Source organism: Microbacterium foliorum (assembly GCF_006385575.1).
GTDB lineage: Bacteria > Actinomycetota > Actinomycetes > Actinomycetales > Microbacteriaceae > Microbacterium > Microbacterium foliorum_B.
On record NZ_CP041040.1, the window covers coordinates 1,286,092 to 1,310,729 of the forward strand.

Sequence of the window (24,638 nt, forward strand, 5' to 3'; positions counted from 1 at the left end):
CACACCATGAACGAAGACAGCACCCAGGACCACTCGGCACCTGCGTCGAATGACGCAGCGCCGTCCACCGAGGCAGCAGAGGTCGTCGACCGTTCGACGACGGATGCCGCCGCTGAGACTCCCGGCATCGTCACCGCTTCGGGACCACACCAGGGACACCACGTCCCCTCGTCTTTCGCGTCGTCGCCCGCTCCGGCATTCGAGGCGCCGAGCGCCCCGGTGGCGACCGCAGCCCCGACCGTGCCCCAGCCCTACTTCGGAACTCCAGGACAGCAGCCAGGACAGCTGCCAGGACAGCACCAGGCGCCCGTCGGCGGCCCGACCGCGACGTCCCCCGGTGCCGCATTCGGTCTCCACACCGGAGCCGAGCCCGGTCAGCCGGTCGATGGCTCCACGAAGGTCAAGGAGACGAAGCCCCGCGCCGGAGTGAAGTTCGCCGCGATCGTCCTCGCGGCCGCCCTCGTCGGCGGCGTTGCGGGGTTCGGTGGCGGAGCGATCCTCAACGGGATCTCGAATCAGGGGTCCACGGGCGTGGCACAGGGTCCCGACACCATCACGGTGAACAACCCCGGCTCCGTCAACGAGACGACCGCCGTCGCGACCGCAGCGCTCCCGTCGGTCGTCACCATCGAGGTGGCCGGCTCCGATCAGGGCGGCAGCGGTTCGGGCGTCATCATCAGCGACGACGGCTACGTGCTCACGAACACCCACGTGGTGACCCTCGGCGGCGCCGTGGCCGATCCGACGATCCGGGTCACCACCTCGGACGGTCGCATCTTCTCGGCGACGGTCGTCGGGACCGACCCGATCTATGACCTCGCCGTGATCAAGCTCGAGGATGCGACGGATCTCACCCCGATCGACTTCGCCGACTCGTCGAAGCTCAACGTCGGTGACACCGCGGTGGCGCTGGGCGCGCCGCTCGGTCTGTCGAACTCGGTCACGACCGGCATCGTCAGCGCGCTGAACCGCAGCATCCAGATCGCGTCGTCGGCTCTGCCCGATTCGACCTCGGAGGACGCTCCGCAGAACGAGCAGGAGACGCCTGAAGAGGGCGAAGGACCCTTCCAGTTCGACCTGCCGGGCAACACATCTCAGCAGACGTCTGAGTCGATCTCGATCGCAGTGATCCAGACGGATGCCGCGATCAACCACGGGAACTCCGGTGGCGCGCTCGTGAACGGCAAGGGCGAGCTGATCGGCATCAACGTCGCGATCGCGAGCTCCGGGAGCTCCGAGGAGTCGGGGTCGATCGGAATCGGGTTCGCGATCCCCGCCAACATCGCCCAGCGCGTGTCAGAGGAGATCATCGAGAACGGCGCAGCCAGCCACGGCCTGCTCGGCGCGTCGGTCAGAGACGCGGCCAGCGTCGAGAACGCCGACGTCTCTGGTGCGTACATCGCCGAGGTCACCGGTGGTGGCGCCGCCGCCGCTGGCGGGCTGAAGGCCGACGATGTGGTGACCGCCTTCAACGGAGTCCCCATCACGAGCGCCAGCGACCTGACGGCGCAGGTGCGCGCAGCCGCCGCGGGCAGCGAGGCGAAGGTCACGTACATCCGCGGAGGCAAGGAGTACGAGATCGAAGTCACCCTCGGCGCGCTCGCCGGCTGACTCGGGCGATCCCGCTCACCGGGAAGGACGCCACCCCGCGATAGGCTCGCGGGGTGGCGTCCTTCTCTTTCGGCTCCGGCAATGCGGCCAAGCTGCTTCGGATACCGCTCTACCTCGTCGGGCGACTCGGCACGCTCTTGATCCCGCGGGGTACGCGCTGGGTGTTCGGGTGCGGCGCCGGCATCGGAGACGGTGCTCTCGCCCTGCAGCGCCTCGTAGCGGCAGAGGGGCACGACACCGTATGGCTCACTTCCTCCGATCGGGAGGACAGCGACGCCGCGGCACTCGGTCTTCCTGCGACACGCAAGGGCAGCCTGCGAGGTTGGTGGGCGACGGCGCGTGCCCGCGTCGTCGTGGTCACGCACGGCCTCGGCGACGTGAACCGCTATGCGGTGTCCGGTGCTTTCGTCGTGCAGCTGTGGCACGGGATCCCGCTCAAGCGCATCGGACTCGATTCGCCCGCGACCACGCAGGTCCCGAGCATCCCCGGCGCCCCGGTGCTGCGCCGCCTCGTCGGCATCCTCTACCGGCGTGCGGCTCAGCGGATCCGAGTCCTGCCGGCCGCATCGCACCGTTCGAGGGGACGTCTCGAGTCGGCGTTCGCGCTCGGTGACGGTCGAGTCGTCGTCACTGGCGAGCCGCGTGTCGACGTGCTGTCCTCCGGTGATCCGACAGAGCGTCGAGCGAAGGCATCCGACCTTCTGGACCGAGTGCTCGGCGGTCTGCCGACCGGTTCTCGCACCATCCTCTACGCGCCGACGTGGCGTGACGGAGCCGACGACCCGGCGATTCCGACGGCTGCCCAGTGGGTGCGGATCATCCGGGTGCTCGAAGAGCGCGACGCGGTGCTGCTGGTTCGCTCCCATCCGCTCGGCGAGGGCGGCTATGCGCCCCCGCTGCCCAGCCGAAGGGTCAGGATGCTCGGGGCCGCCCTTCTGCCCGATGTCACGCCCGTGCTTCCGGCGGTCGACGTCCTGATCACCGACTACTCTTCGCTGGCCTACGACGTGGGGCTGCTGAGGATGCCGGTGCTCTTCCTCGCCCCGGACGCCGAGGACTACGCCCGTACAAGAGGCTTCTACGGCCGATTCCAGGACGTCGCGGGCGAGGACGCCCCGACCAGCTGGGATGCGCTTCTGCCGCAGCTGTCGGCACTGCTGGACGATGACGACGTCTTCACCGCGCAGTCCGAGCGTTCGGGTACGCTCAGCGCGGAGATGCACGCCTTCCGCGACGGAGGCAACACCCGGCGCGTCTACGAGACAATACGTGCGCGGGGGATCCCCGCGCCGAAGGGAGCAGCATGACCACGGCCCGGATCGATGAGGCGGCAGAGACGCTGGTCATCGCAGGCGCCGGTCAGCGCCCGACCACGGCGGAGCTGGTCGGGCCGCGCGCCCGCGTCGACGCTCGGATCACCGGTGGGGGCAAGACCTGGAAGGCGACGTTCCCGCTGCGCGCGTCGCGGTGGGGCGGCCCGGAGCTTCCGCTGCCCACGGGGGACTACGAGCTGCGCATCGCGGATGCCGAGTTCGGCGATCTCCTCATCGCCCCGGAGGTGCTGGCGGGTGTGCGGATCGCCGTCGAGGGTGCCACGGTGCGCATCGCGGCGCCTATCGACCCCGCCTATGAGACGAGCGAGGGGCAGGCGACTCTCGAGGGGCGCTATGTCTCGCATCCCGGAGCCACCGAGAACGCCGTCTTCTTCGAGAGCTTCTACGGCCGCACCGTCGGCTGCAACCCGCAGGCGATCGACCGGGCCCTTTTCGCGCAGGCGCCGGATGTCGTGCGTTACTGGAGCGTCGTCGACCTGTCCGTGGCGGTTCCGGAGGGGGCGATCGCGGTCGTCGAGGGCAGCCCGGAGTGGTGGCGGGCCCGCGCTGCGTCGCGGCTGCTGGTCGTCAACGACTGGCTGCGTCGCCGGTTCGTCCGCAAACCGGGTCAGAAGGTGCTGCAGACCTGGCACGGCACCCCGCTGAAGCGGCTCGCCCTGCATCGACCCGGGTTCGATCCTCGTCGCATGGCGGCCGTCGTCAAGGAATCTCGCCGCTGGGATGTGCTCCTGGCCCAGAACACGTACTCCGAGCGTATTCTCCGCAAGGCATACGCCTTCCTGGGGCGGCCGATCTGGGTCGAGGGGTATCCGAGGAACGATGCCCTCGTCACCGGTGACGCCCGTGCGATCCGCGCCGACCTCGGCATCGCCGACGGCGAGCGGGTGCTGCTGTACGCCCCCACGTGGCGCGATGATCGGACCGAGATGGTCGACTTCATCGACCCGGAGGATCTGGCGAGGCAGACCGACGCCGTCGTGCTGGTGCGCGGTCACTCGCGCACGATCGACACCGGACGGGATCGAGCCGGCGCCCGCGTGATCGACGTCACCGGGTACCCCGAGACCTCGAAGCTCCTGCTCGCGGCCGACGTGCTGATCACCGACTACTCGTCGGTCATGTTCGATTTCAGCGTGACGGGAAAGCCCATGTTCTTCCTCGTTCCCGACCTCGACCACTACCGAGGAGAGCTCCGAGGGTTCTACTTCGATCTCGCGACGCGCGCGCCGGGACCGCTCGTCCACTCGCAGGACGAACTCGTCGCCGCGCTGGCCGACAGCGCGCACGAGAGCGTCTACGCCGAGCGATACCGCGCCTGGCGGGCGCAGTTCAACCCGCGGGACGACGGGCACGCGGCCGGCCGGGTCGTCGCACGCATTCTCGACCAGGGGTACGTCGCCCGGTGACTCGACGTGGCCGGCTGCCGGCGCGCTAGGGGAGTGGCGTGTTGCGGGTGCCGAGTCGCGATGCGTCGACGGTGTCGCGAGCGCCCCGCAGCACGCCCCCGAGGAAGCCGAGGCCCCACGAGAGGTGCATGGTGGGCAGCACCAGCAGGGTCCACAGCCTCTGGCGGGGACCGCCCCCGCCTGGCAGGCAGGCGACGAGAACGACGAGCAACAGGTATGCCACCAGTGGCAGGTGCACGACGGCCGAGATGATGAGTGAGAGGACTCCGCTGAGGACGCCGGCGAGCTGCAGGATCCCGGTGACGACGGCGACGGCGAGGAGGATCACCAGCGCCGGGGGAGCGAAGAAGCGGATGCCGTTGCGGCGCCCGTATCGGCGCACGAGCTCGCCACGCCATGCTCCGGTCGCTCGGAACTGACGCGCGAGGCGCGACCAGCTCTCGCGAGGCCAGTAGGTCACGGAGAGGTTCGGGTCGAACCAGACGAGGTGTCCTGCCTGACGGATCCGGAGGTTGAGCTCCCAATCCTCGCCACGGCGGATCGACTCGTCGAAGAGCCCCACCTCTTCCAGCACCGTCCGGCGCATGACGCCGAGGTACGCGGATTCGGCTTCGCCCTCGTGAGTGCCACCGTGATACGCGCCTCCGCCGAGACCGACCGGCGAGTTGTAGAGGCGCGCCACAGACGTCTGAAACGGCGTGCGGCCGTCGGCGCGCATCACACCACCGACGTTCGCGGCCCCCGTGCGCTCGAGGGTCTCCAGCGCGAGCGCCGCATAACCGGGAGCGAGCTCGGAATGCGCGTCGACGCGGACGATCGTCGCGAAGCGGCTGGCCCGGATCGCCGCATTCAATCCGACGGGGATGTGTGCGGCGGGGTTCTCGACGAGTCGGATCCGGTCGTCTTCCGCGGCGAGACGCTGAGCGAGTTCCGTCGTGCCATCGGTCGACGGGCCGAGTGCGAGCACGAGTTCGGCCGGGACCGTCAGCTCCTGCGTCAGCACGGAGGCGATCGCGTGCTCCAGGTAGGCGCGCTCGTTGAGCACGGGCATGACGAACGACACTCCGGTCTCTGGGGCGGCGATGTCGTTGTCGGGCACATGACGATCATGGCATGCGCTGCTCGGACGTTCGCTGATTCACGAGAGCGGGGGCTCGGCAGCGGCCGTCGGCTGGAGCCCCCGTACTCGGTATCCTGGAGGGATGGGTGCAGTGTCCGACGCGAAGAAGGCTTACCGTCTGCTGAAGCGGGCGCTCGCCTCCCGCAAGGCTGTGCAGCGAGTGCGACGGCGCCTCGCCGAACGCGAACCGCACCAGCCGGGGCAGTACCAGGTGGCGGTGTACTTCGCCGACGGCGACGTGAACATGTACCAGATGAGGCAGTGGTACCGACCGCTCGCCGAGCTGTCGAAGCGCTGGCCGGTCGTCGTGCTGTCGCGTTCGGCGACCGGTGCCGACAAGCTGCTCGACGAGGACGGCCCGCCGGTCGCCTTCGTTCCCACGATCCGTGACCTCGAGAGGTTCATCTCATCGCAGGACATCCGTGTCGTCCTGTATGTGAACCAGAACACCCGGAACTTCCAGATGTTCCGCTACGGCAGACGCTGGCACGTGTTCATCAACCACGGCGAGTCCGACAAGATGTACATGACCACGAATCAGTACAAGGCGTATGACTACGCTCTCGTCGCCGGGCAAGCCGCGCGCGACCGCCTGTCGAGGACTCTCTGGGACTGGGACATCGATCAGCGCACGATCGAGATCGGTCGCCCGCAGGCCGACCACTACTCGGGCACGCTTCCCTACGTGCCGGACGAGCGCACGGTCGTGCTCTACGCCCCGACGTGGGAAGGCGACCGCCCGAGCGCGCACTACGGGTCGATCGCCACGCACGGCGAGACGCTTGTCAAGACGCTGCTCGCATCCCGCGGCCACCGCGTGATCTACCGGCCGCACCCTCGGAGCGGAGTCGTCGACGGCGAGTACGGCGCAGCGCACCGTCGCATCATCGCGGCCATCGCCGCGGCGAACGCCGCAGATCCCACTGCGCAGCACGTGTACGACAACGGGGCGGAACTCGGATGGCAGTTGGCTGCCGCCGACGTGGCCGTGGTCGACATCTCGGCGATGGTCTACGACCGCCTGGCCGTCGGCAAGCCGCTGATGATCACGCGACCGGCAGACGAGCGCGCGTCGATCGACACCAACGGCTATCTGTCGGACTGCGAGTGGCTCAGCGCGGACGCTGCGGGCGACATCGTCGCCGAGGTCGAACGCGTCCGTGCCGACGAGGTGGCCATCGCCAGGCTGCGCATGTGGGTGCAGCACTACTTCGGCGACACGACGCCGGGAGCGGCGACAGCGAAGTTCCACGCCGCGATCGAACGCCTCATGCAGGAGTGGGAGCACTGGCAGGCGAACGAGATCGGCGCGGTGCGCACCGACGAGGACGACGACGACGAAGAGGCCGACGAAGAGGAGGTCTGACGATGGAACTCCCCCTCACGGCGGCGGTCGCTTCGCATCTCGAGGTGCTGACCGACGCCGGCTCGACCAATGAGATCCTGAGCGAACGCGCGCGCGAATCGCTCACGACGCCGCCGCACCTGTCCGTGCTCTTGACCGACAATCAGACGGCGGGTCGCGGCAGACTCGGCCGCTCCTGGACAGCCGCGCCGGGCGCGTCGCTCGCCGTCTCGGTGCTGCTCCGGCGGCTGCCGTCAGGCGATGCGCGCGGCTGGATCCCTCTCGCGGCCGGGGTGGCGATGGCGGATGCGATCGCCGAGCAGCTTCCGGACCACGAGGTGGCTGTCAAATGGCCGAACGACGTGCTGGTCGACGGTCGCAAGATCTGCGGGATCCTGACGCAGGCGACGCACGATGCCGTGGTCGTGGGAACGGGCGTGAACACGGCGATGACGGAGTCTCAGCTGCCGGTTCCGACTGCGACCTCCTTCGCCGTGCTCGGCGTCGCGGCGGACGCCGATCGGCTGCTCGCCACCTATCTGCGCGGACTCGACGAGCTGGTCGCCGATCTCGCCGCAGCGGGCGACGCCGTCTCGAGCGGCCTTCATGCCGCGGCGAGCAGGCGCTGCGCGACGATCGGGCTCGACGTGAGGGTCTCGCTCCCGGGGGGCTCCGTGCTCGTCGGAACAGCCACAGCACTGGATGCCGACGGTCGGTTGCTGGTGCGGGCGGGTGGAGCCGAGAGGCCGATCTCTGCAGGCGATGTGGTGCACGTCCGGCCGGCATGAGTCTGACACGCCCGGCGTGCGAGCGGCGATGTCGGCGGTTGCGGGCACAATGGAGGAGTGACTCAGCCCGTGACTCTCGGCGGTAGGCCGACGATGCCACCGCCGGGTGCGCCCGCCGAAGAGCTGCTCATCGCTCGGTTCCGCACACACGCCCGGCGGCTCTTCTGGTCGGCTCTGGTGCTGATCGCCGTGTTCGGTGCCACGACCTTCTTCTATGACAATCTGCCGGCGCCGTTCGAGAACTGGATGCTGCTGACTGCAGCCGGGGGGATAGTCCTCCTGCTGGTGGTCGTGCCCTGGGTCGTCTGGTACTCGCGTTCGGTGACGCTCACCACTCGACGGGTCATCGTGAACCACGGCATCGGTGCACGCAACAGGCAGGAGATGTCGCACGCTCGCGGCTACACGATCGGCGTGCGCCGCGGCGTGATCCAGCGCATGTGGGGCGTCGGCACTATCACGCTCTCCAACGGGGTCGACGCGCCGCTGCGCCTTGCCAACGTGCCGAATGTGACGCTCGTGCACGAGACACTCGCCGATCAGATCGAGGTCAGCCAGATTCTCGCGCACCGCGATGCGCAGGCGGGCAACGACGGGACCGCGGGGTTCTGATCACGGCGCAGCGTCGCCGTGATCAGCGCGACGAGTGAACGGCGTGCGCGTCGATGCGCGAGAATGGTCTGGACGAATGGAGGCGGCCCATGGCGCTGCGCGTTGGTGTGATCGGTGGAGGCCAGCTGGCTCGGATGATGATCGCTCCGGCGGTCGAGCTCGGACTCGACCTGAGGGTGCTCGCTGAAGACGAGGGGATGGCGGCCCAGCTCGCCGCGACCGCGGTCGGCGACTATCACGACCTCGAGGTCGTCCGCGCGTTCGTCGCAGACGTCGACGTCGTCACCTTCGACCACGAGCACGTCCCCCAGGAGGTGCTGCGGGCTCTCGTCGCCGAGGGCGTCGCCGTGCACCCCGGGCCCGATGCTCTGCAGTTCGCCCAGGACAAACTCCTGATGCGGGCGCGGCTCGAAGAACTCGGCGTGCCCCAGCCCGACTGGGCGCCGGTTCGCGATGCGTCCGAGCTGCAGGCATTCCTCGACGAGCACGACGGGCAGGGTGTCGTGAAGACGCCGCGTGGTGGCTACGACGGCAAGGGCGTGCGTGTCATCCGAGCGGCGAGCGAGGCTCAGGACTGGCTCGAGCAGCTCCCCGACGGCGAGGCTCTGCTGGTCGAGGAGCTCGTCGGGTTCGTTCGCGAGCTGGCGCAGCAGGTCGCCCGCCGTCCCAGCGGCGAGATCGTCGCCTATCCGGTCGTCGAGACCGTGCAGCGTGACGGTGTCTGCGCAGAGGTGATCGCGCCGGCCCCGCATTCGACCGACCGTCTCGCCCGGGTCGCCGAGGAGATCGGGCGGTCGATCGCCGAGGGACTCGGGGTCACCGGCATGCTCGCGGTCGAGCTCTTCGAGACCGACGACGAGCGCATTCTCGTCAACGAGCTCGCGATGCGACCGCACAACAGCGGCCACTGGAGCCAGGACGGCGCCGTCACCGGGCAGTTCGAGCAGCACCTGCGTGCGGTCGCCGATCTGCCCCTCGGCGAGACCGCACCGCAGGCGGCGTGGTCCGTGATGGTGAACATCCTCGGAGGGCCGCAGAGCGGCTCGCTCGGCGACCGTTTCGCGGGAGCGATGGCCGCGCATCCTTCGGCCAAGATCCACACCTACGGGAAGGCCCCGCGCCCTGGCCGCAAGGTCGGACACGTGAACGTGACCTCCGACGACCTCGACGATGCGGTGTACGTGGCCCGTGCGGCAGCGGCTCACTTCGATTGAGGGTGCGACCAGGGGTGTGCCGTTCGGGGGTTCTCCCAGCACCAGACCGTAGCCTGAGTGGGTGACTGAGCCATTGCACTCCTCCACCGCGCCCCTCGTCGGCGTCGTCATGGGATCCGACTCCGACTGGCGCGTGATGAGCGACGCCTCTCAGTCGCTCACCGACTTCGCGATCCCGCACGAGGTCGAGGTCGTCTCGGCCCACCGCACCCCTGACAAGCTCATGCAGTACGCGCGGGAAGCACGCGGTCGCGGTATCCGAGTGATCATCGCCGGCGCCGGTGGGGCCGCCCACCTGCCCGGGATGCTCGCCTCGATGACGGCGCTGCCGGTCATCGGCGTCCCCGTGCCCCTCGCCTACCTCGACGGGATGGACTCCCTCCTGTCGATCGTGCAGATGCCGGCAGGCATCCCTGTCGCGACGGTGTCGATCGCGGGAGCCCGCAATGCGGGCATCCTCGCTGCGCGCATTCTCGGCACCTCCGACGACGACCTCGCCGATCGGATCGAGGCGTACGCACTCGATCTCGAAGCGCAGGTCGAGGAGAAGAACGATCGGCTGAAGGGGTCCCTGTGACCCTTGCGCCGCCGCGAGGTTCGGCGCGACCGCTGATCGAGACCCGCCCTCTGCGGCATCCGAACACCGCGGATGCCGGGATGATGACCAAGCGCGGCTGGTGGCTTGTGCTGCTGAACCTGCTGGTGCCCGGTTCTGCTCAGGTGCTCGCCGGCAATCGCCGGCTCGGGCGCATCGGTCTCGGAGCCACGCTGCTCGCCTGGTTCCTCGTCATCGTGGGCGCGGGGCTGGCTCTGTTCGCGCGGCCGGTGCTGCTGTGGCTCACGGTCGGCGGAGGATGGTTCTCGGCGGTCGTCCTCACGCTCGTCCAGGTGCTGCTTATCGCCTACCTCGTGCTGTGGGCGGTGCTCACCTTCGACGTGCTGCGGATGGTCAGACTGGTCAGAGTTCCAGGTCCGTCGAAGTTCGCGATACCTCTCGTGGCCCTGCTTCTGCTCGGTCTCGTCGGAACGGGCACCGGATACGCCGCGTCCTATGTCGGCACCGCGCGGGGCACGATCAACACGATCTTCGGCCAGAGCGGGCCGAGCCTGCCGCCGAGCGAGGGCTACTACAACATCCTGCTGCTGGGAGCCGACAGCGGCGAGGGCCGCGACTCGATGAGGTTCGACAGCATCTCGGTGGTCTCGGTCAATGCCACCACCGGTGCCGTCACGATCACCGGCATCCCCCGTGAGCTTCCCAACGCGCCTTTCAGCGAAGGCAGCCCGATGCAAGCGCTGTATCCGAACGGCTTCGAAGGTCACAGCTCGAACTCGTGCGGGTGGAACGGCTGGATGAACCACGTGCGCAACGCCGCGGAGATCTGCCGCGACGACAACGGCACCGGGCTGTATCCGGATGCTGCGGGGCACGGTTCCGATGCGGGGATCGAGGCCACCAAGGATGCGGCCGAGGGTGTTCTCGGGATCGAGATCCCGTACTACGTCTTCGTCGACATGCACGGCTTCGCGGCGCTCGTCGACGCGCTCGGCGGAGTGGACATCAACGTGACGGAGCGGCTGCCCAAGGGCGGTCCACCCGATGGCGTGGACCCGTACGACGTGGATGCATGGGCGATCGGCTGGATCGAGGTCGGGCAGCAGCACATGGACGGCGACACCGCGCAGTGGTATGCGCGATCGCGCTACACGACCAGCGACTGGGACCGCATGAAGCGCCAGCGCGAACTGCAGGAGGCGATTCTCGCGCAGTTCACACCGCAGACCGTGCTCACACGGTTCAATGAGGTGGCGTCCGCAGGAACCGCGCTGATCAGCACCGATCTGCCTCAGGACAAGCTCCCCGAGTTCTTCGATCTGATGACCAAGGCTCGTGAGCAGACCGTCACGACGATCGAGCTCACTCCTGAGCATGGCGTCGACGAGCATGCTCCCGATTACGGCTACATCCACGAGATGGTCCAGCAGACGCTGCATCCTCCGACGGAGACACCGACACCGACACCGTGATCGGCGGTGCCTCGGGTGGGTGCTCCGTGTCATTCCGTCACACGTTGACGTATGAGTGAACCCACGGTCACCACCTGAGAGTGAAGGTGGCGGCCGTGGGCCTCCGGTGAGTGACCGGATTCACCAGACGACGGTGATCGGAGGGGGAGGGATCACCGTCGTCCAGTCGATTCCCGCAGAGCGGGAATCTGACCTAGGCGCGCTTGCGGCGCGTGACGCCTGTCGCTACGAGCACTCCACCGGCCACGAGCGCGGCTGCCCCACCTCCGAGAACCCACGGCGACACGTTGCCGCCGGTGAGCGCGAGCTCGAGCCCACCGCCGGTGAGCGGAAGCTCCGTGCCTGTGGACGCGACACCGGGGTCGTGGTCGCAGCTCACGGCAGAGTCATGACCCTCAGAGACCGTGATGGTCGCCGTGTACGACCGCGAACCGCTGAAGGCGAGCGCATAGGAGCCCTCGCCGTCGGACGGCGGGCGGAAGGTGACCGCGAGGCTGCCGTCGGCGGCCGCCGTGTTGCCCGAGATGGCCGAGTCGCCGGCGTTGAGGCCGGAGACGGACACGCCGACGTTCTCGGACGGCAGGAAGTAGCCTGCGCCGAATGCGACGGTGGACACTTCGCAGATGTCGATGATCGGATCATCGACAGACACCCGCGGTGTGCCCGCATACGAGTCCGGCTCGGTCGGAACGACCGGCGAGGCGGAGGCGACAGCAGGCGCCATGAGCACGAGCACGCCAGCGGTGAGGCTGATTGCAGCCAGTTTCTTCAGCATGATTCTCCCCAGAAATACACGCGGAATCGCCTTCGAATACACCCCTGCATCCGACTGCGTGAGTTCATCCTGTCCCCACGACAGAATTGCAGAACTCAGATATTCCCCAGTGGGACTGACACTACATCATCGAATCGGGAAAGTCACGATGCGCAGCGCAGTTGTTCTCGAGAGGTCTCAGGCGTGGTCACCATCGGCGTGTGATCGACCACCGTGAGTCGCTCGCCCGCCCCGGTTCCCTGGAATTCGACGGTGATCCTGGATGATTCTCCCGGGGCCAGGAGCACCTCATGCTGAACCGCCGACCGGGAGCCGAGCAGAGCCGTCTGCACGCTCATCTCTTCACCGTCGCGGTCGATGTGAGACGGAGTCGCCCCCTCAGGGCCGTACACCGTGATCAGAGTGCGGGTCGACCCGGCGGGGACGCCGTAGAACCCGTCAGCGGTCACGTACGGCGGAAGGGAGGTCCCGGCGTCGGCCGGAGCGTCGTTCTTCCAGGTCACCGTCACCTGCGTGGTCGGTTCGCCATCGCAGGAACCGATCGAGGTCGTGATGTCGGCGTCGGCATAGAAGTCCATCTTGCCGCCGGTGGTGTCGTTCAGCAGCACGCCGACGTGAGTCTGAGTGTCGTCCTCGGGCAGCGCCCCACCCAGGGTCGACGCTGACAGGATCGCCTCCTCATCCTCGTGAGCGCTCCAGATGCGGATGCGTCGCTCATCGGCGGACGCAGAGAGAGCTGCGACGAGATCCTTCGGATCCGCGCCGGTCAGCGCAGCGGACAGAAGCGCTCCCGCCGCCTGCGAGAAGATCTCGTCCTGTGCGATCGGATCGGGGACGGTGGCGTAGATCTCGGAGAGCAGCAGGTCGACCACGGTGTCCTCGGTGGCGGTGAACGGCCCGAACGTGAGCGGTCCTGTGGCAGCGAGGAGGTTCTCTGTCATCACGGCATCGACCGCGATGACACCGTCGACCGGCTGCCCGAAGCGGTTCTGCCATCGCGTCGCGATCGCGGGCCCAGCCTCGGTGAAGTCCGGGATGCTCGTCAGGTTCTGCATGTAGCGACCCGGACGATCCTCGAAGAGGGCGACGGTCGACTCGCTGAGGGGGATCGGCGTCTCGAGCGGGGGGAAGTCCTGAGTGGAGGCCTGCTGCACGAGCGTGATCCGGCCGTTCTCCGCGTGAAGAAGTGCGATGGCCCCGATGATTCCGCCCGAAGACCGCAGCTCCGCATTGTTCTGCATCGCGAGCACGTAGTTCCGGGGCCCTTCCGCGCCGAGCATGCTCGGCAGCAGCGCGGATGCTCCGTGCAGCGCTCCGACCACCGTGGCGGCCTGGGTGACCGTCGATCTCATCTCCCGCACGGCATCGGCGAGCGGGGGCAGGGTCGCATCCGCGTCGATCCCCAGCGCGCGCGTCTCGGCAGACGTCAGTGTCGCGCTCGCCTCGGCGAGCGAGGGCTCGATCTGCGCGAACGGCGCCAGGTCGACCGCTCCGCCCGAGAGCCCCAGACTCGCCAGGTCGAGTTCCTCGGCGGCCTCCAGAACGGGCACGAGAGCGTCCGAGGCGACGTCGTCGGCGATCTCGGCGACGTCGCTCACCGCCGAGAAGTTCGGGCCGAGCCACGGCAGGAGGCCGAATCCTTGCCAGACCGGGTCGGCGGTCAGGTCGTGGGCCGACTGGGCATGGTGGGCGATGCGGGAGGAGAGCGACGCAGCCCTGTCGAGGTCGCCCTGGCCGATCGCCTGCTTGAGCTTCGACGACGACGCTGCGACCTCCTGCAGGCTGTTCACTGCCCCGATACCGCGGATGCCGACCCAGCCGATCGCGAGCACGATGAAGACCACGATCACGCCGATGGTCCACCGCAACCACCGACGACGTACAGGCAGGCGTCCGTCACTCACCCCTGCATTCAAGCACGTAGCGGCATATCGGGGTGTCGACTGGCTCGATCCTCGTCGCTCGCGGTCACGCTCCCAGGTTCGGGGCGGTCGGGCGATTACTGTTGTCGCATGGGTGCTCGGCTGCGTGTGGTTCTTGATCAGCTGACGCATGTCGTGCACGCGGATCACGCATCAGCGGCATCCGACCTCACCGCCGCGCTGATCTCGACAGCCCCCGCCGGTTGCGAGGTCGAGGCGATCGTCCCCTCCGGCGTCGAGGTGCCGATCACGGGTCTCTCGGATGTGCGCAGACTGTCGCTCGCGCGTCGAGAGCTCGCGGCGTCGTGGCAGCTGGGGATCGTGCGGGGGGTCGGCGGCGGTCTCATCCATTCGCCCACCCTGATGGCCCCGTTGGTGCGGCACGATCGCCTGCACGACCATGATCAGACCACAGTCACCCTGTGGGATCTGCAGGCGTGGGAAGAGCCGGACTCACTCTCGAAGAGCGCCGTCGCCTGGCAGCGGGCGATGCTGAAGAGGGCCGTCAAGCACGCGGATGCCGTCGTCGTGCCCTCGCATGCCGTCGGCGCGAGATTGGAAGAGATCGCGAAGCTGAGCGGACGGATCCGCGTGATCCCTGGAGCTGCCCCGTGCAGCCTCGTCGTGCCGTTCGATGCGACCGCACGACGCGCCTCCCTGTCTCTGCCCTCGGGCTATGTGGTGCTCACGGGCTCCGCCGATTCGCTCGAGCACGGGTTCCGGGCGGCGATCTCTGCAGGCAGGGAAGCCGTCGTGCTCGACGCGCCTGAGGGCTCAGAGCCGAGGCTGGCCGAGGTCGCCGCGGCCGCAGGACTGCCCGAATCGAGGGCGCACATCCGCGGGTCGCTGTCGGTCGCGGATCGGGCGGCGGTGTTCGCAGGCGCATCCGCTCTGGTGGCCACCAGCTCGCACGCCGTGTGGCCGTGGCGTGCTCTAGAGGCGATGACTCTCGGAGTGCCCGTGGTCGCCGTCGACAGCGGAGTGCACCACGACGTGATCGCCGACGGGGGAGTCATCACCGCGCCGACGGACATGGCCGAAGCCGTGGCCGACGCCGTCGGTGACGGCGCGCGTCGTCTGAGCGTGCTCGGCGCCGACCGGTCACGGTCCTTCTCGTGGCTCGGCGCGGCGGAACGCGTGTGGGGATTGCACGCAGATCTGTGAGCTCTGGCAGCCCCGGTCCGGGGCGCCGAGGCCCGATCAGGAACGCATGACCTCGACGGCTTCCGCGCTGGCGCCGTCGAAGCGCACCTTGCCCTTCTGAAGCAGGATGCCGCGATCGCACAGGTTCGACACCATGCTGAGATCGTGGCTGACGACGACGAGTGTCTTGCCTTGGTCATGCAGCTCGCGGACGCGGGCGAGGCACTTCTTCTGGAAAGGCTCGTCGCCGACCGAGAGGATCTCGTCGATCAGCAGGACGTCCATCTCGGTGTGGATCGCCACGGAGAAGGCGAGTCTGAGGAACATGCCGGATGAATAGTGCTTCACCTCGGTGTCGATGAACTGCTCGATCTCGCTGAATGCGACGATCTCCTCGTACCGCGCCTCGGTCTCCTTCTTGCTCATGCCTAGGATCGCGGCATTGAGGAAGATGTTCTCGCGTCCGGACAGATCCGGGTGGAACCCCGCCCCGACCTCGATGAGGCCGGCGACGCGGCCGCGAGTGAGCACGGTGCCGGCATCCGGTTCGAGCACCCCGGAGATCAGCTTCAGCATCGTCGACTTGCCGGATCCGTTGAACCCGAGCAGAGCGACGGATTCGCCCTGCTGGATCTCGAACGAGACGCCGTCGAGGGCATGGAAGTCCGTCGTCAGCGGCTTGCGGCGGATCGCAGCGAGAGCAGTCTCTTTGATCGAATGCGTGTGCCGGAGCTTGAAGGTCTTGTGGACGTCGTCGATGATGATCCGCGGGAGAGGCTGCGCATCAGAGATCTTGGGCAAAGCGGCCCTCCAGTCGGCGGAAGACGAGCTGGCCGATGACCAGCGCGATGAGTGACGTCACGAGTGCGATGAGCCCGTACATCCATACGTCGGGGATCGGGGAGGCATCGGGTCCGAGCGGGAACCAGACTCCGTAGTGGAACAGCTCGACGGCGGCGGTGATCGGGTTCAGTCGATAGAGGACGAAGAGCCACTCGGGCACGACCCTGGCGACCTGTGTCCACTCGTACATCACGGGAGAGGCCCAGATCGCGACCATCACGATGATCTCGACGAAGCTCTGCGCGTCGCGGAACGTCACGTTGATGGAACCGAAGAAGAGGCCGAGGCCGCTGGCCAGAACGGCGATGATCACGAGAGCCAGGAGGATCGCGCCCAGGGAGGCGAAAGAGGGAGCCCAGCCGAAGAACAGCGAGATCGCGATGACGACGATGATCTGCGGCACCGTGTTCACGGCGGCGATCATCATGCTCGCGATCGGGAACATCTCGCGGGGCAGGTAGATCTTCTTGATGAGCGCCGCATTGTCGACCAGCGATCGGGTGCCGTTCGAGAACGCCTCGTTGAAGAAGGTCACGACGGTGATGCCGGAGAGCAGATAGATCGGGAAGAAGTCGACCCGGTCGTTCAGACCGAGGAAGACGCCGATCGCGACGAAGAAGACGACGAACTGCACGAGCGGCTTCACATACGACCAGAGCCACCCGAAGATGGACCCCCGGTAGCGGATCTGCACTTCCTTGCGCACGATGAGCGAGAGCAGATGCCTTTGCCGGAAGACCTCGAGGAGTCCTCGATTCGCGCCAGGAGTCGTCATTCTCTGGTCGTCGGCTGTGCGAGCCTGTTGCACCGCGATTCCACCTTCCGACGCGCCGACGGTCTCGGGCGCACCGTGAGCAATCATACGATCCCCGGCGCATCGTCCCTGGCAGATCGGTGGGGAAGCCGCGAACGCGCGGCACAGGCTCAACCCAGGGTCGGGCGCACCGTCGCTGGTAGGCTCGCGGTGGTCTCGTGCGTCCGTCGATCCGAAAGCAAACTGTATCCGTGACACCTCTTCAAGCCCTCGATCAGCCTGCACTCTTCCGTTTCGAGGACCCGCAGACGGGTGTGGATCTGTCGGAGCGCGAACGACGGCTCCTCGTCGGGGCTCTGAACTTCCATGCACTCATGGCGCCCCAGCGGACTCTGCGCATCCATCTCTATGACGGCTCGGTGGAGACGACTCCTCGGCTCACGGACGACAGCGCGTTCGACGGACTCTCGAGGAACAACCGTCACCGCATCGAGAGCTTCGACATCGTCAGCTCCGTCTCCGTCGAGGAGCGGGAGTCCGAGCGCACGGAGGCGGCGTCAGCCCGACTCGTCGCGTCGCCCACCCGGCACCTGCATGTGTCCTCCGACGGTGTTCTGAACTCCGACCCCTACCGCCCGCAGCGCCCTGGAATCATCGGCGGGATCGCGCGAAGCGTCAAGTCCCGCGCCCCGCTCCTCTACGACGATGCACGCGATCTCTCGCTGCTCAGATTCAGACGCAAGCTCACGACGGCCATCGAGCCTCGCGACTACGATGCGGAGTTCCGCCGCGGCGGTGCGCACGAGGACGAGGTGATCGTGCCGGCAGGTCCGGTCCTCGAGGGCGCGCAGAAGGCCGTGATCATCGGCCTCCACTGGTTCGAGCTCGGCGGCGCTGAGCTCTGGGCCTTCGAGACGGTGCGTCTGGTGCGTGAGGCGGGTCTGCTCCCCATCGTGCTGACGAATCGGGACTCGCACCAGCCGTGGGTCACTCGTCCCGAACTCGACGGGGCGCTGCTCATTCCCTTCTCGGAGCCCACCGTCGTGTCTCAGACGGCCGGCGTCGAGCCTCTGCTCCGTTCGCTGCTGCGCACCTTCGACGTGCGCGGCGTCGTCATCCACCACAACCAGTGGCTCTATGACCGGGTGGCGTGGATCGCCGCGTCGCGTCCAGGCATCCCCATCATCGACAGCACTCACATCGTCGAGTACACGGGCGGCGGCTATCCTCTGAGCAGTGCGATCGCATCGAAGTCGATCACCACGCACCACGTGATCTCGCCGAGCCTCGCCCGCTGGATGACAGACGTGCAGCGGATCCCCGCTGACCGTGTGGTCATGGCACCGCTCGGCGGACTCACCGTGAAGCCGAAGGATGCCGTGTTCCGGCCGCGATCTGCAGGGGAGCAGTTCACCGTCGCGTTCGTCGGCCGGATGGCGCGGCAGAAGGCTCCGGAGGTCTTCATCACGATGGCGCGACGCCTGAAGCGTCAGGGATACTCGCTCCGCTTCATACTGCACGGTGGCGGCGAGCTGTCGAGCTGGGTCGACGACATCATCGAGGCCGAGGGGCTGAGGGCCGATATCGTCCGGCGCACCTCGGACACCCCGGTCTCCGACACTCTCGACGAAGCCCATGTGCTCGTGGTGGCCTCCCACAACGAGGGCCTCACGCTCACGACCCTCGAGGCGATCGCGCACGGAGTGCCGGTGATCTCGACGGACGTCGGCGCCCAGGGTGACATCATCCCGGAGTCGGCTCTGGTCCCTCGATATGCGCGCCTCGCCGCGCGCAGGCTCGCCGAGGCTGTGGCCCCGCTCGTCAACGACGAGGAGGCGAGAGAGGCGCTGTGGCGCAAGGAGCGCAAGGCTGAGAAGAAGCTGCTGTCTCAGCAGTCCGCGAGTTCATGGTTCAAGGAAGAGGTGGGCTCGTGGTGAGTGTCGCTGGAGTGGTCGTCACGTTCAATCGGCTCGAGAAGCTGAAGACCGTGATCGCATCGATCGAGGCGCAGACGCACCCGGTCGAGACCCTGTTCGTCATCGACAACGCCTCGACCGACGGCACGGCGGAGTACCTGGCCGCGCTCGAGACGTCGGTTCCCCTCGAAGTCGTGAGCATGTCGACCAACTCCGGGGGAGCGGGCGGGTTCTCGGAGGGGATGCTGCGAGGTTACGCGTCCGGCGCAGACCATGTGTGGATCATGGATGACGACTGCTATCCGAAGCCGGAAGCCCTCGCGAGCCTCATCGCCGGTTTCGACGGGGCGGTCCAGGAGCTCGGCGGCGACGTGCCCTTCGCGTGCTCGGTGGTCGAGTTCACCGACGGCAGCATCTGCGAGATGAACAACCCGGTGACCACGTGGGACTGGGGGCGCCTGCTCGTCAAGGGGCAGAAGAACGTCATGGTGACCGCATGCTCGTTCGTGTCCGTGCTGATTCCGCGGTGGGCCATCGCGGAGTACGGGCTTCCCTATTCCGAGTACTTCATCTGGTTCGACGACCGCGAGTACACCCTTCGCCTCACCGCGCGTTGCCCCGGTGTGCAGGTGCTCGACAGCGTCGTCGTGCATGACATGGGAGACAACCGGGGTGTGAACTTCGCGATGGTCGACCGCAAGAGCCTGTGGAAGTTCTCGTACGGTGTGCGCAACGAGGCGTCCTGGCAGCTGCACCACCGCGGGTTCCTGTACTTCGTGGAGTTCGGAGCGCGCCTCTTCGTGAGCCTTCACCGCGGCCGCGTTCCGCTGGATCTGCGTGCGAAGCTGCTCGGCAAGTGGCTGAAGGGCATCACCTTCAACCCGAAGATCAAGTATCCAGAGGCGGAGGCGGCGTGAGCTGGGTCTCGATCCTGCCAGCGCTGATCGTCACCGGCGCTCTCCTCTTCCTTCCGGGACTGGTGCTGGGCTTCCTCCTCCGCCTGCGCGGTATGAGACTCCTCGCGCTCGCCCCGGCGCTCAGCGTCTCCCTCGTCGCGGTCGCCGCCCTCGCGGCGCCCTTCGTGGGAATCCGATGGAGCATCGTCCCGGTCCTCGTCCTCACCGCGGTCGCGTCGATCGCCGCGTACTTCTGGACGAGGCACGTCGGGAAGCCGGCCCTGCCCCGGCCGCGAGCGAGCGCCAGACAGCTGGTCGCCGTGATCATCTCGATCGTCGTGCCCGCCGCGCTCATCGCGTTCGTGCTGGTCAGAAGCATGCACGACCCCGAGTTCTTCTCGCAGCGCTACGACAACTTCTTCCATCTGAACGCCGTGCAGTACGTCCTCGACACCGGAAACGCATCGCCCCTGTGGCTGGGCAGCATGACGTCGCCGGAGGGCGTGCCCTTCTACCCGTCGGGCTGGCACGCGATGGTCTCGATCGTCGTCGCGCTGAGCGGAGCCTCCGTGCCGCTTGCGACCAACGCCATGATCATCGTCGTCGCGGCGGTCGTCTGGCCGATCGGGGCGGTGTTCCTGGTGCGCGAGCTCCTCGGGCGCAATCAGATCATGACGGTGATCGCAGGAGCTCTCGCCGCCGCCTTCCCTGCCTTCCCCTTCCTGCTCCTGCACTACGGCGTGCTCTATCCGCTTTTCCTCGGCCTCGCCGTCGCCCCTGCGGCGATCGCCGTCGCCTGGTGGCTGCTCAGGCCCGGGCGAGTGTCGCGCCGTCAGGACTGGGCGCTGCTGATGGTGCTCGTCGTGCCCGGTCTGGGCGTCGCGCACCCGGGCGCGCTCATGGCGGTCGTCGCACTCACGGTGCCTTTCATCATCGCCAGGCTCCTGCACCAGATGAGGACTCCGGGTCGACCACGGCTGATCGCGATCGGTCTGCTGGTCGCATACGCCGCCGTAGGAGTGGTCCTCCTGCAGGTGGTTCGGCCACCGGCGAGCCAGATCTACTGGCCCATCATCAACACGGTTCCCGACTCGATCGGCGAGGTCGTGGCGGCGAGCGTGTACGGCTACCCGAGTTCGCTCGGGATCACGGCCCTGATGATCATCGGCGCGTACAGCGTGATCCGCAGAGGCAGCTACGCGCGGTGGTCGATCCTCGCGATGGCGGTCATCTCGGCAGTGCTCTACATCATCGTGTCTGCGTCGCCGTACGAGACGCTCCGCTTCTGGTTCACGGCCCCGTGGTACAACAATCCGCCGCGTATCGCCGCCTTCTGGGCGATCGGAGTCCTGCCGCTCGCGGCGCTGGGCGGCATCGTCCTGGTCACGTGGCTTCTCCGGCAGCGACTGCTGGTGCCGGTACGTCGACTCTCCGAGCGCCTCCCCGTCGTCCTGATCGCCATCGTCGTGATCGCGCTCGTGGGAGTCACACAGAACGCCGCGATCCGACAGGCGGCCGCTGACATCGAGTACACGTATGAACTCCGCCCCGGCGGGCCGATCGTGTCTCCGGACGAACTCGATCTCATGGAGGATCTCTCGGAGCTCGTCCCTGAGGATGCGGTCATAGCGGGCGACCCGTGGACGGGGGCCTCGTTCGCCTACGGCGTGAGCGGACGACGGGTGCTCATGCCCCATCTGCTGATGGACCTCACCGACGACGCCGAGGCGATCAATACGATGCTGAGCACCGACGGAGACTCTCCGCAGGTCTGCGACGCCCTCGAGGACACCGGGGTCGAGTACGTCCTCGACTTCAGCGCCGACGGGGACTTCCAGGAGAACGACGGAGACTACTCGGGATTCGATGACCTCGACGACTCGCCCTACGTCGAGCTCGTCGAGCAGCGCGGCGAGGCGAAGCTCTTCAGAATCGTCTCGTGCGGACTCGGGTCATGACCTACGAGATCTTCGTGCCGTTCTGGGGAGACCCGGATCAGCTGTATGAGACCGTCGAGTCCGTGCGCGCCCAGACGGACCCGGACTGGCGGTTGACGATCATCGATGACTGCTATCCCGACGACTCCGTCGCAGCTCACTTCGGTCAGGAGCGGGATGAGCGGATCGTCTACACCCGCAACGAGCACAACGTCGGGATCACCGAGAACTTCCGGGAGTCCGTTCGACGTGCGTCCGGGGAATTCGTCACGATCCTCGGCTGCGACGACCTTCTGCACCCGAACTACGTCGAGGTCGTCCGCGCGACGGCCCGCGCAGTGCCGCACGCCGACGTCATCCAGCCGGCGGTTCAGGTCATCGACGAAAGGGGAGCTGTCGTCCTTCCCCTTGTCGATCGGATCAAGCAGCGCCACCTCGCTCCGAAGGGACGGGGGGTGACCGTCTTCAGCGGCCCCGACATGGCCACAACGCTGATCCGGGGCAACTGGCTCTACTGGCCGTCGCTCTCGCTTCGTGTCGAGACGCTGCGCCGAATCGACTTCACAGATGACCTCCCCGTCATCCAGGACCTGGCGTTGCTGATGGACATCGCGTTCGACGGCGGAACGCTGGCCTACGCGCCGACGCTCGCCTTCTCCTACCGACGTCATCTGGAGAGCGCGTCCCAGAAGACGCTGCTCGACGGCAGCCGCTTCCTCGATGAGCGACGGTATTACCGCATAGCGCGCCGCTCGGCCGCTGAACGGGGATGGACCCGCACGGCGCGAACCGCGCGGGTGCGCCTCATGTCGCGCCTGCACGGGATCGCCGCGCTGCCCCTCGTGCTGCGCCACGGCACGGCACGGGGCCTCAGATCGTCACTGGCGCACGTGGCCGATCTGAGCTGAGTCCGGGGATCCCCAAGCGGCGGCTCAACCGCATCACGCGGTCGCGTCAGCGCAGGGAACCGACGCGACGCGATGCTTCACGCCATGCGCGGATGAGCATCCACCGTGACTGCAGCGCCTTGCGGAGTCCTCGCGGCTTCGGGGCCGACGCATTGGCATCATGCAGTCGGCGACGCAGGACAGGGCTCTGGACGTGGGCGAGCCCGCGAGCCGTATTGCCGACCGTCGCGATCCACAGATCGTGGGATTCGACGAGGAACTCAGGGAAGGGCAGGATCAGGTCCTTGGCCTCGCGTCGGAACGCCATGGCGCAGCCGTAGTAGGGCGCGTCACCCGCGAGCAGACGCAGTTCATTCGACAGCGAGCCGCCTGAGGGCAGCGCCTGGAGGTGCCAGGGGCGTCCCGTGAGCGGAGAACGCAGAGGGGCGTCGTCAGGCAGCAGCACCAGGTCGCCGGCGGCGATCGAACGGTCACGGAGTGCCTCCACGAGCAGCGCGCGGCGGCCGGGAACCCACTCGTCATCCTGGTCGGATAGGAAGATGATCTCGCGTGTCGCTTCGGCGATCGCGGCCTCGAAGGCCTTCACATATCCGCGGTTCGTCTCGGAGCGGATCAGTCGGATGCGACCGTCTTCGACAGCCGCCACGACATCTGCGGTGTCGTCGGTGCTCGCATCGTCGACCACCACAACCTCGTCGCCGGGGCCCAGCCCATCGAGGATCGATTCGAGCTGGTGCCTGACGAACCGTGCACCGTTGTACGTGGCCATGCAGACGCTCACGGTCTTCGTCATACGATGCCTCCGTCAGCGGGTGCGACGAGGGCGAAAGCCGATCGCCTCTCCACGAGCAGATGGTGGATTCCGGCTGTCACGACGACGGCGAGGATCACGAGCTCCGAGGCCGCGAGCCCGGCGATGATCCCGCTGAGGCCCCACTGGGCTCCGAAGACCATGAGCGGGATTCCGACCAGAGCGGCACCGAGGGTGCCGAAGAGCACGTAGCGGTTCAGGCCGGCCGGTACCAGGACATTGCGGATGAAAGGGGTTGTCAGACTGGTCAACGCGAAGGTCGCACCGAAGCCGAGGAACACGGCGATCTCCGGCGTCGCCTTCGCGCCGAACAGCAGCGAGGAGAACACCGGGCCGAGCACCGTCAGCGCCGCGCCGCCGATGAGGGCGAGGGCGGCGTGGAGCCCGAAGGCCACGAGATGGCGGCGTAGCCGACCATGTGCGTAGGAGACCTCGAGCACCCATTTCTGAAGAGTGTTCGACAGAACGGTGATGGCGAAGAGGGCGATGCGGAAGAATTTGTCCGCCGAGGTGGCCTGACCGCTGGCAGCCGAGCCGAGCAGGCCCTGCGCGAGCGGGATGGGCGCCGACGTGTAGGAGCCGCCGATGGTCTCAGCCGCGGCGACCGAGAGGTTCGCACGATATGCGCGCAGGATCCGCCTCCCTGCGAACGGAGGTACAGGTCGTCGGTAGAGGCGGAGGTTCAGAAGCACCGGCCCGATGAGGAAACCGATCAGCGTGAGGATCGGATACCAGAGCAGCTGCTCTGTGAGCAGGAGGAGCGGAATCGCCAGCGCGACGCTGATGCTCACCGGGACCGTCTCGAACAGCAGCACGACCCGCGCGTTGCCCACGCCGACCGCGTACCAGACGACGGTCATCGCAGCAGCGGTCGTCGCAAGAGTCACGAGTGCGGCGACGAGGCGGAACTCGGCCGGGACGAGGGCCGAACTGAGCGCGGCGCCGACCAATCCGGCCGTCACCACGAGCAGGCCGCGGCACCAGAAAGAGTCTCCGAAGAGCTGACTCCGAGCGGTGTCGTCGGCGCTGAGCGCGATGCGCGCTCCACCGGAGATGTTCCATCCGAACCCCGCGACGATCGCGCAGACGGTTCCGACGGCCTGAGCCGTGCCCACCGACCCCCACGCCTCCAGGCCGAAGACGTTCGGGATGATGGGCAGCAAGAACAGCGGCGCGATGAAAGAGATCAGAGGAACGGCACTAAAGCCCGCGAAGCGTGACAGTAGAACCTTCATCGATGGGACTCCTCGGACCATTGCGGCCCAACACCACTCG

The 24,638-nt window shown here is 67.5% G+C and carries 21 protein-coding genes; 14 read left to right on the forward strand and 7 right to left on the reverse strand.

The genetic code is table 11. The annotated features are described in order from the left end of the window. Positions 1 to 6 precede the first annotated feature (6 nt). From FIV50_RS06140 to FIV50_RS06150, 3 genes are read left to right on the forward strand one after another with little or no spacing between them, the layout of a single operon-like run. Complete coding sequence (locus tag FIV50_RS06140) at positions 7 to 1,611, forward strand: trypsin-like peptidase domain-containing protein (RefSeq protein ID WP_140036666.1); 1,605 nt, start codon at positions 7 to 9, stop codon at positions 1,609 to 1,611. Between the two features lie 53 nt (positions 1,612 to 1,664). After that, entirely contained in the window at positions 1,665 to 2,918 is a 1,254-nt protein-coding gene (locus FIV50_RS06145) for a CDP-glycerol glycerophosphotransferase family protein (protein ID WP_140036667.1), read from the forward strand. Beyond that, complete coding sequence (locus FIV50_RS06150) at positions 2,915 to 4,351, forward strand: CDP-glycerol glycerophosphotransferase family protein (RefSeq protein ID WP_140036668.1); 1,437 nt, start codon at positions 2,915 to 2,917, stop codon at positions 4,349 to 4,351. The genes FIV50_RS06145 and FIV50_RS06150 overlap by 4 nt, the downstream gene beginning before the upstream one ends. Before the next feature lie 25 nt (positions 4,352 to 4,376). On the opposite strand, the gene FIV50_RS06155 is transcribed toward FIV50_RS06150, so the two are convergent. Further along, positions 4,377 to 5,402, reverse strand: coding sequence for a glycosyltransferase family 2 protein (locus FIV50_RS06155; protein WP_140038659.1), 1,026 nt, complete (start codon positions 5,400 to 5,402; stop codon positions 4,377 to 4,379). Between the two features lie 151 nt (positions 5,403 to 5,553). On the opposite strand from FIV50_RS06155, the gene FIV50_RS06160 reads away from it, so the two are divergent. The 6 genes from FIV50_RS06160 to FIV50_RS06185 all read left to right on the forward strand — a co-directional run bounded on the left by FIV50_RS06160 (position 5,554) and on the right by FIV50_RS06185 (position 11,458). Continuing rightward, a complete protein-coding gene (locus FIV50_RS06160; protein WP_140036669.1) occupies positions 5,554 to 6,837 on the forward strand; it encodes a CDP-glycerol glycerophosphotransferase family protein in 1,284 nt (427 codons plus the stop codon). Between the two features lie 2 nt (positions 6,838 to 6,839). Then, the gene (locus FIV50_RS06165; protein WP_140036670.1) at positions 6,840 to 7,604 is read left to right on the forward strand and encodes a biotin--[acetyl-CoA-carboxylase] ligase; all 765 of its coding nucleotides are present in this window, start codon (positions 6,840 to 6,842) and stop codon (positions 7,602 to 7,604) included. A gap of 57 nt (positions 7,605 to 7,661) precedes the next feature. Next, entirely contained in the window at positions 7,662 to 8,216 is a 555-nt protein-coding gene (locus FIV50_RS06170; RefSeq protein ID WP_258184447.1) for a PH domain-containing protein, read from the forward strand. An 89-nt stretch (positions 8,217 to 8,305) separates the two neighbouring features. Continuing rightward, complete coding sequence (locus FIV50_RS06175) at positions 8,306 to 9,430, forward strand: 5-(carboxyamino)imidazole ribonucleotide synthase (RefSeq protein WP_140036671.1); 1,125 nt, start codon at positions 8,306 to 8,308, stop codon at positions 9,428 to 9,430. Positions 9,431 to 9,539: 109 nt separating this feature from the next. Beyond that, positions 9,540 to 10,007, forward strand: a complete 468-nt coding sequence (purE, locus tag FIV50_RS06180; RefSeq protein ID WP_042542183.1) for a 5-(carboxyamino)imidazole ribonucleotide mutase — start codon at positions 9,540 to 9,542, stop codon at positions 10,005 to 10,007. Beyond that, entirely contained in the window at positions 10,004 to 11,458 is a 1,455-nt protein-coding gene (locus FIV50_RS06185) for an LCP family protein (RefSeq protein ID WP_140036672.1), read from the forward strand. Before purE ends, FIV50_RS06185 begins: the two co-directional genes overlap by 4 nt. A 193-nt stretch (positions 11,459 to 11,651) precedes the next feature. Here the strand turns inward: FIV50_RS06185 and FIV50_RS06190 are convergent, their stop codons facing one another. Then, positions 11,652 to 12,233 (reverse strand): hypothetical protein, encoded by a 582-nt coding sequence (locus tag FIV50_RS06190; RefSeq protein WP_140036673.1) that lies wholly within the window; start codon positions 12,231 to 12,233, stop codon positions 11,652 to 11,654. Positions 12,234 to 12,376: 143 nt separating this feature from the next. Further along, entirely contained in the window at positions 12,377 to 14,137 is a 1,761-nt protein-coding gene (locus FIV50_RS06195) for a DUF4012 domain-containing protein (protein WP_140036674.1), read from the reverse strand. A gap of 108 nt (positions 14,138 to 14,245) precedes the next feature. On the opposite strand from FIV50_RS06195, the gene FIV50_RS06200 reads away from it, so the two are divergent. Next, positions 14,246 to 15,319 carry a glycosyltransferase gene (locus FIV50_RS06200; RefSeq protein WP_140036675.1) on the forward strand — a complete coding sequence of 358 codons (1,074 nt, stop codon included), beginning with the start codon at positions 14,246 to 14,248 and terminating at the stop codon, positions 15,317 to 15,319. Between the two features lie 36 nt (positions 15,320 to 15,355). Here the strand turns inward: FIV50_RS06200 and FIV50_RS06205 are convergent, their stop codons facing one another. Beyond that, positions 15,356 to 16,099, reverse strand: coding sequence for an ABC transporter ATP-binding protein (locus tag FIV50_RS06205; RefSeq protein ID WP_140036676.1), 744 nt, complete (start codon positions 16,097 to 16,099; stop codon positions 15,356 to 15,358). Next, positions 16,083 to 16,916 (reverse strand): ABC transporter permease, encoded by an 834-nt coding sequence (locus FIV50_RS06210; protein WP_140036677.1) that lies wholly within the window; start codon positions 16,914 to 16,916, stop codon positions 16,083 to 16,085. The genes FIV50_RS06205 and FIV50_RS06210 overlap by 17 nt, the downstream gene beginning before the upstream one ends. A 230-nt stretch (positions 16,917 to 17,146) precedes the next feature. Here FIV50_RS06210 and FIV50_RS06215 point away from each other — a divergent pair, with 230 nt between their 5' ends. The 4 genes from FIV50_RS06215 to FIV50_RS06230 are packed head-to-tail and all read left to right on the forward strand — an operon-like array spanning position 17,147 to position 22,552. Next, positions 17,147 to 18,832, forward strand: coding sequence for a glycosyltransferase (locus FIV50_RS06215; protein ID WP_140036678.1), 1,686 nt, complete (start codon positions 17,147 to 17,149; stop codon positions 18,830 to 18,832). Further along, positions 18,829 to 19,728, forward strand: coding sequence for a glycosyltransferase family 2 protein (locus FIV50_RS06220; RefSeq protein WP_258184448.1), 900 nt, complete (start codon positions 18,829 to 18,831; stop codon positions 19,726 to 19,728). The genes FIV50_RS06215 and FIV50_RS06220 overlap by 4 nt, the downstream gene beginning before the upstream one ends. After that, positions 19,725 to 21,665: a DUF6541 family protein gene (locus FIV50_RS06225; protein ID WP_140036680.1), complete on the forward strand. Its 1,941-nt coding sequence runs from the start codon at positions 19,725 to 19,727 to the stop codon at positions 21,663 to 21,665. The genes FIV50_RS06220 and FIV50_RS06225 overlap by 4 nt, the downstream gene beginning before the upstream one ends. Next, entirely contained in the window at positions 21,662 to 22,552 is an 891-nt protein-coding gene (locus FIV50_RS06230) for a glycosyltransferase (RefSeq protein WP_140036681.1), read from the forward strand. The genes FIV50_RS06225 and FIV50_RS06230 overlap by 4 nt, the downstream gene beginning before the upstream one ends. Positions 22,553 to 22,598: 46 nt before the next feature. Here FIV50_RS06230 and FIV50_RS06235 read toward each other — a convergent pair whose 3' ends face one another. Continuing rightward, positions 22,599 to 23,345 (reverse strand): glycosyltransferase, encoded by a 747-nt coding sequence (locus FIV50_RS06235; protein ID WP_258184449.1) that lies wholly within the window; start codon positions 23,343 to 23,345, stop codon positions 22,599 to 22,601. Beyond that, positions 23,342 to 24,598, reverse strand: coding sequence for a hypothetical protein (locus FIV50_RS06240; RefSeq protein WP_140036682.1), 1,257 nt, complete (start codon positions 24,596 to 24,598; stop codon positions 23,342 to 23,344). Before FIV50_RS06240 ends, FIV50_RS06235 begins: the two co-directional genes overlap by 4 nt. Positions 24,599 to 24,638: the final 40 nt, after the last annotated feature.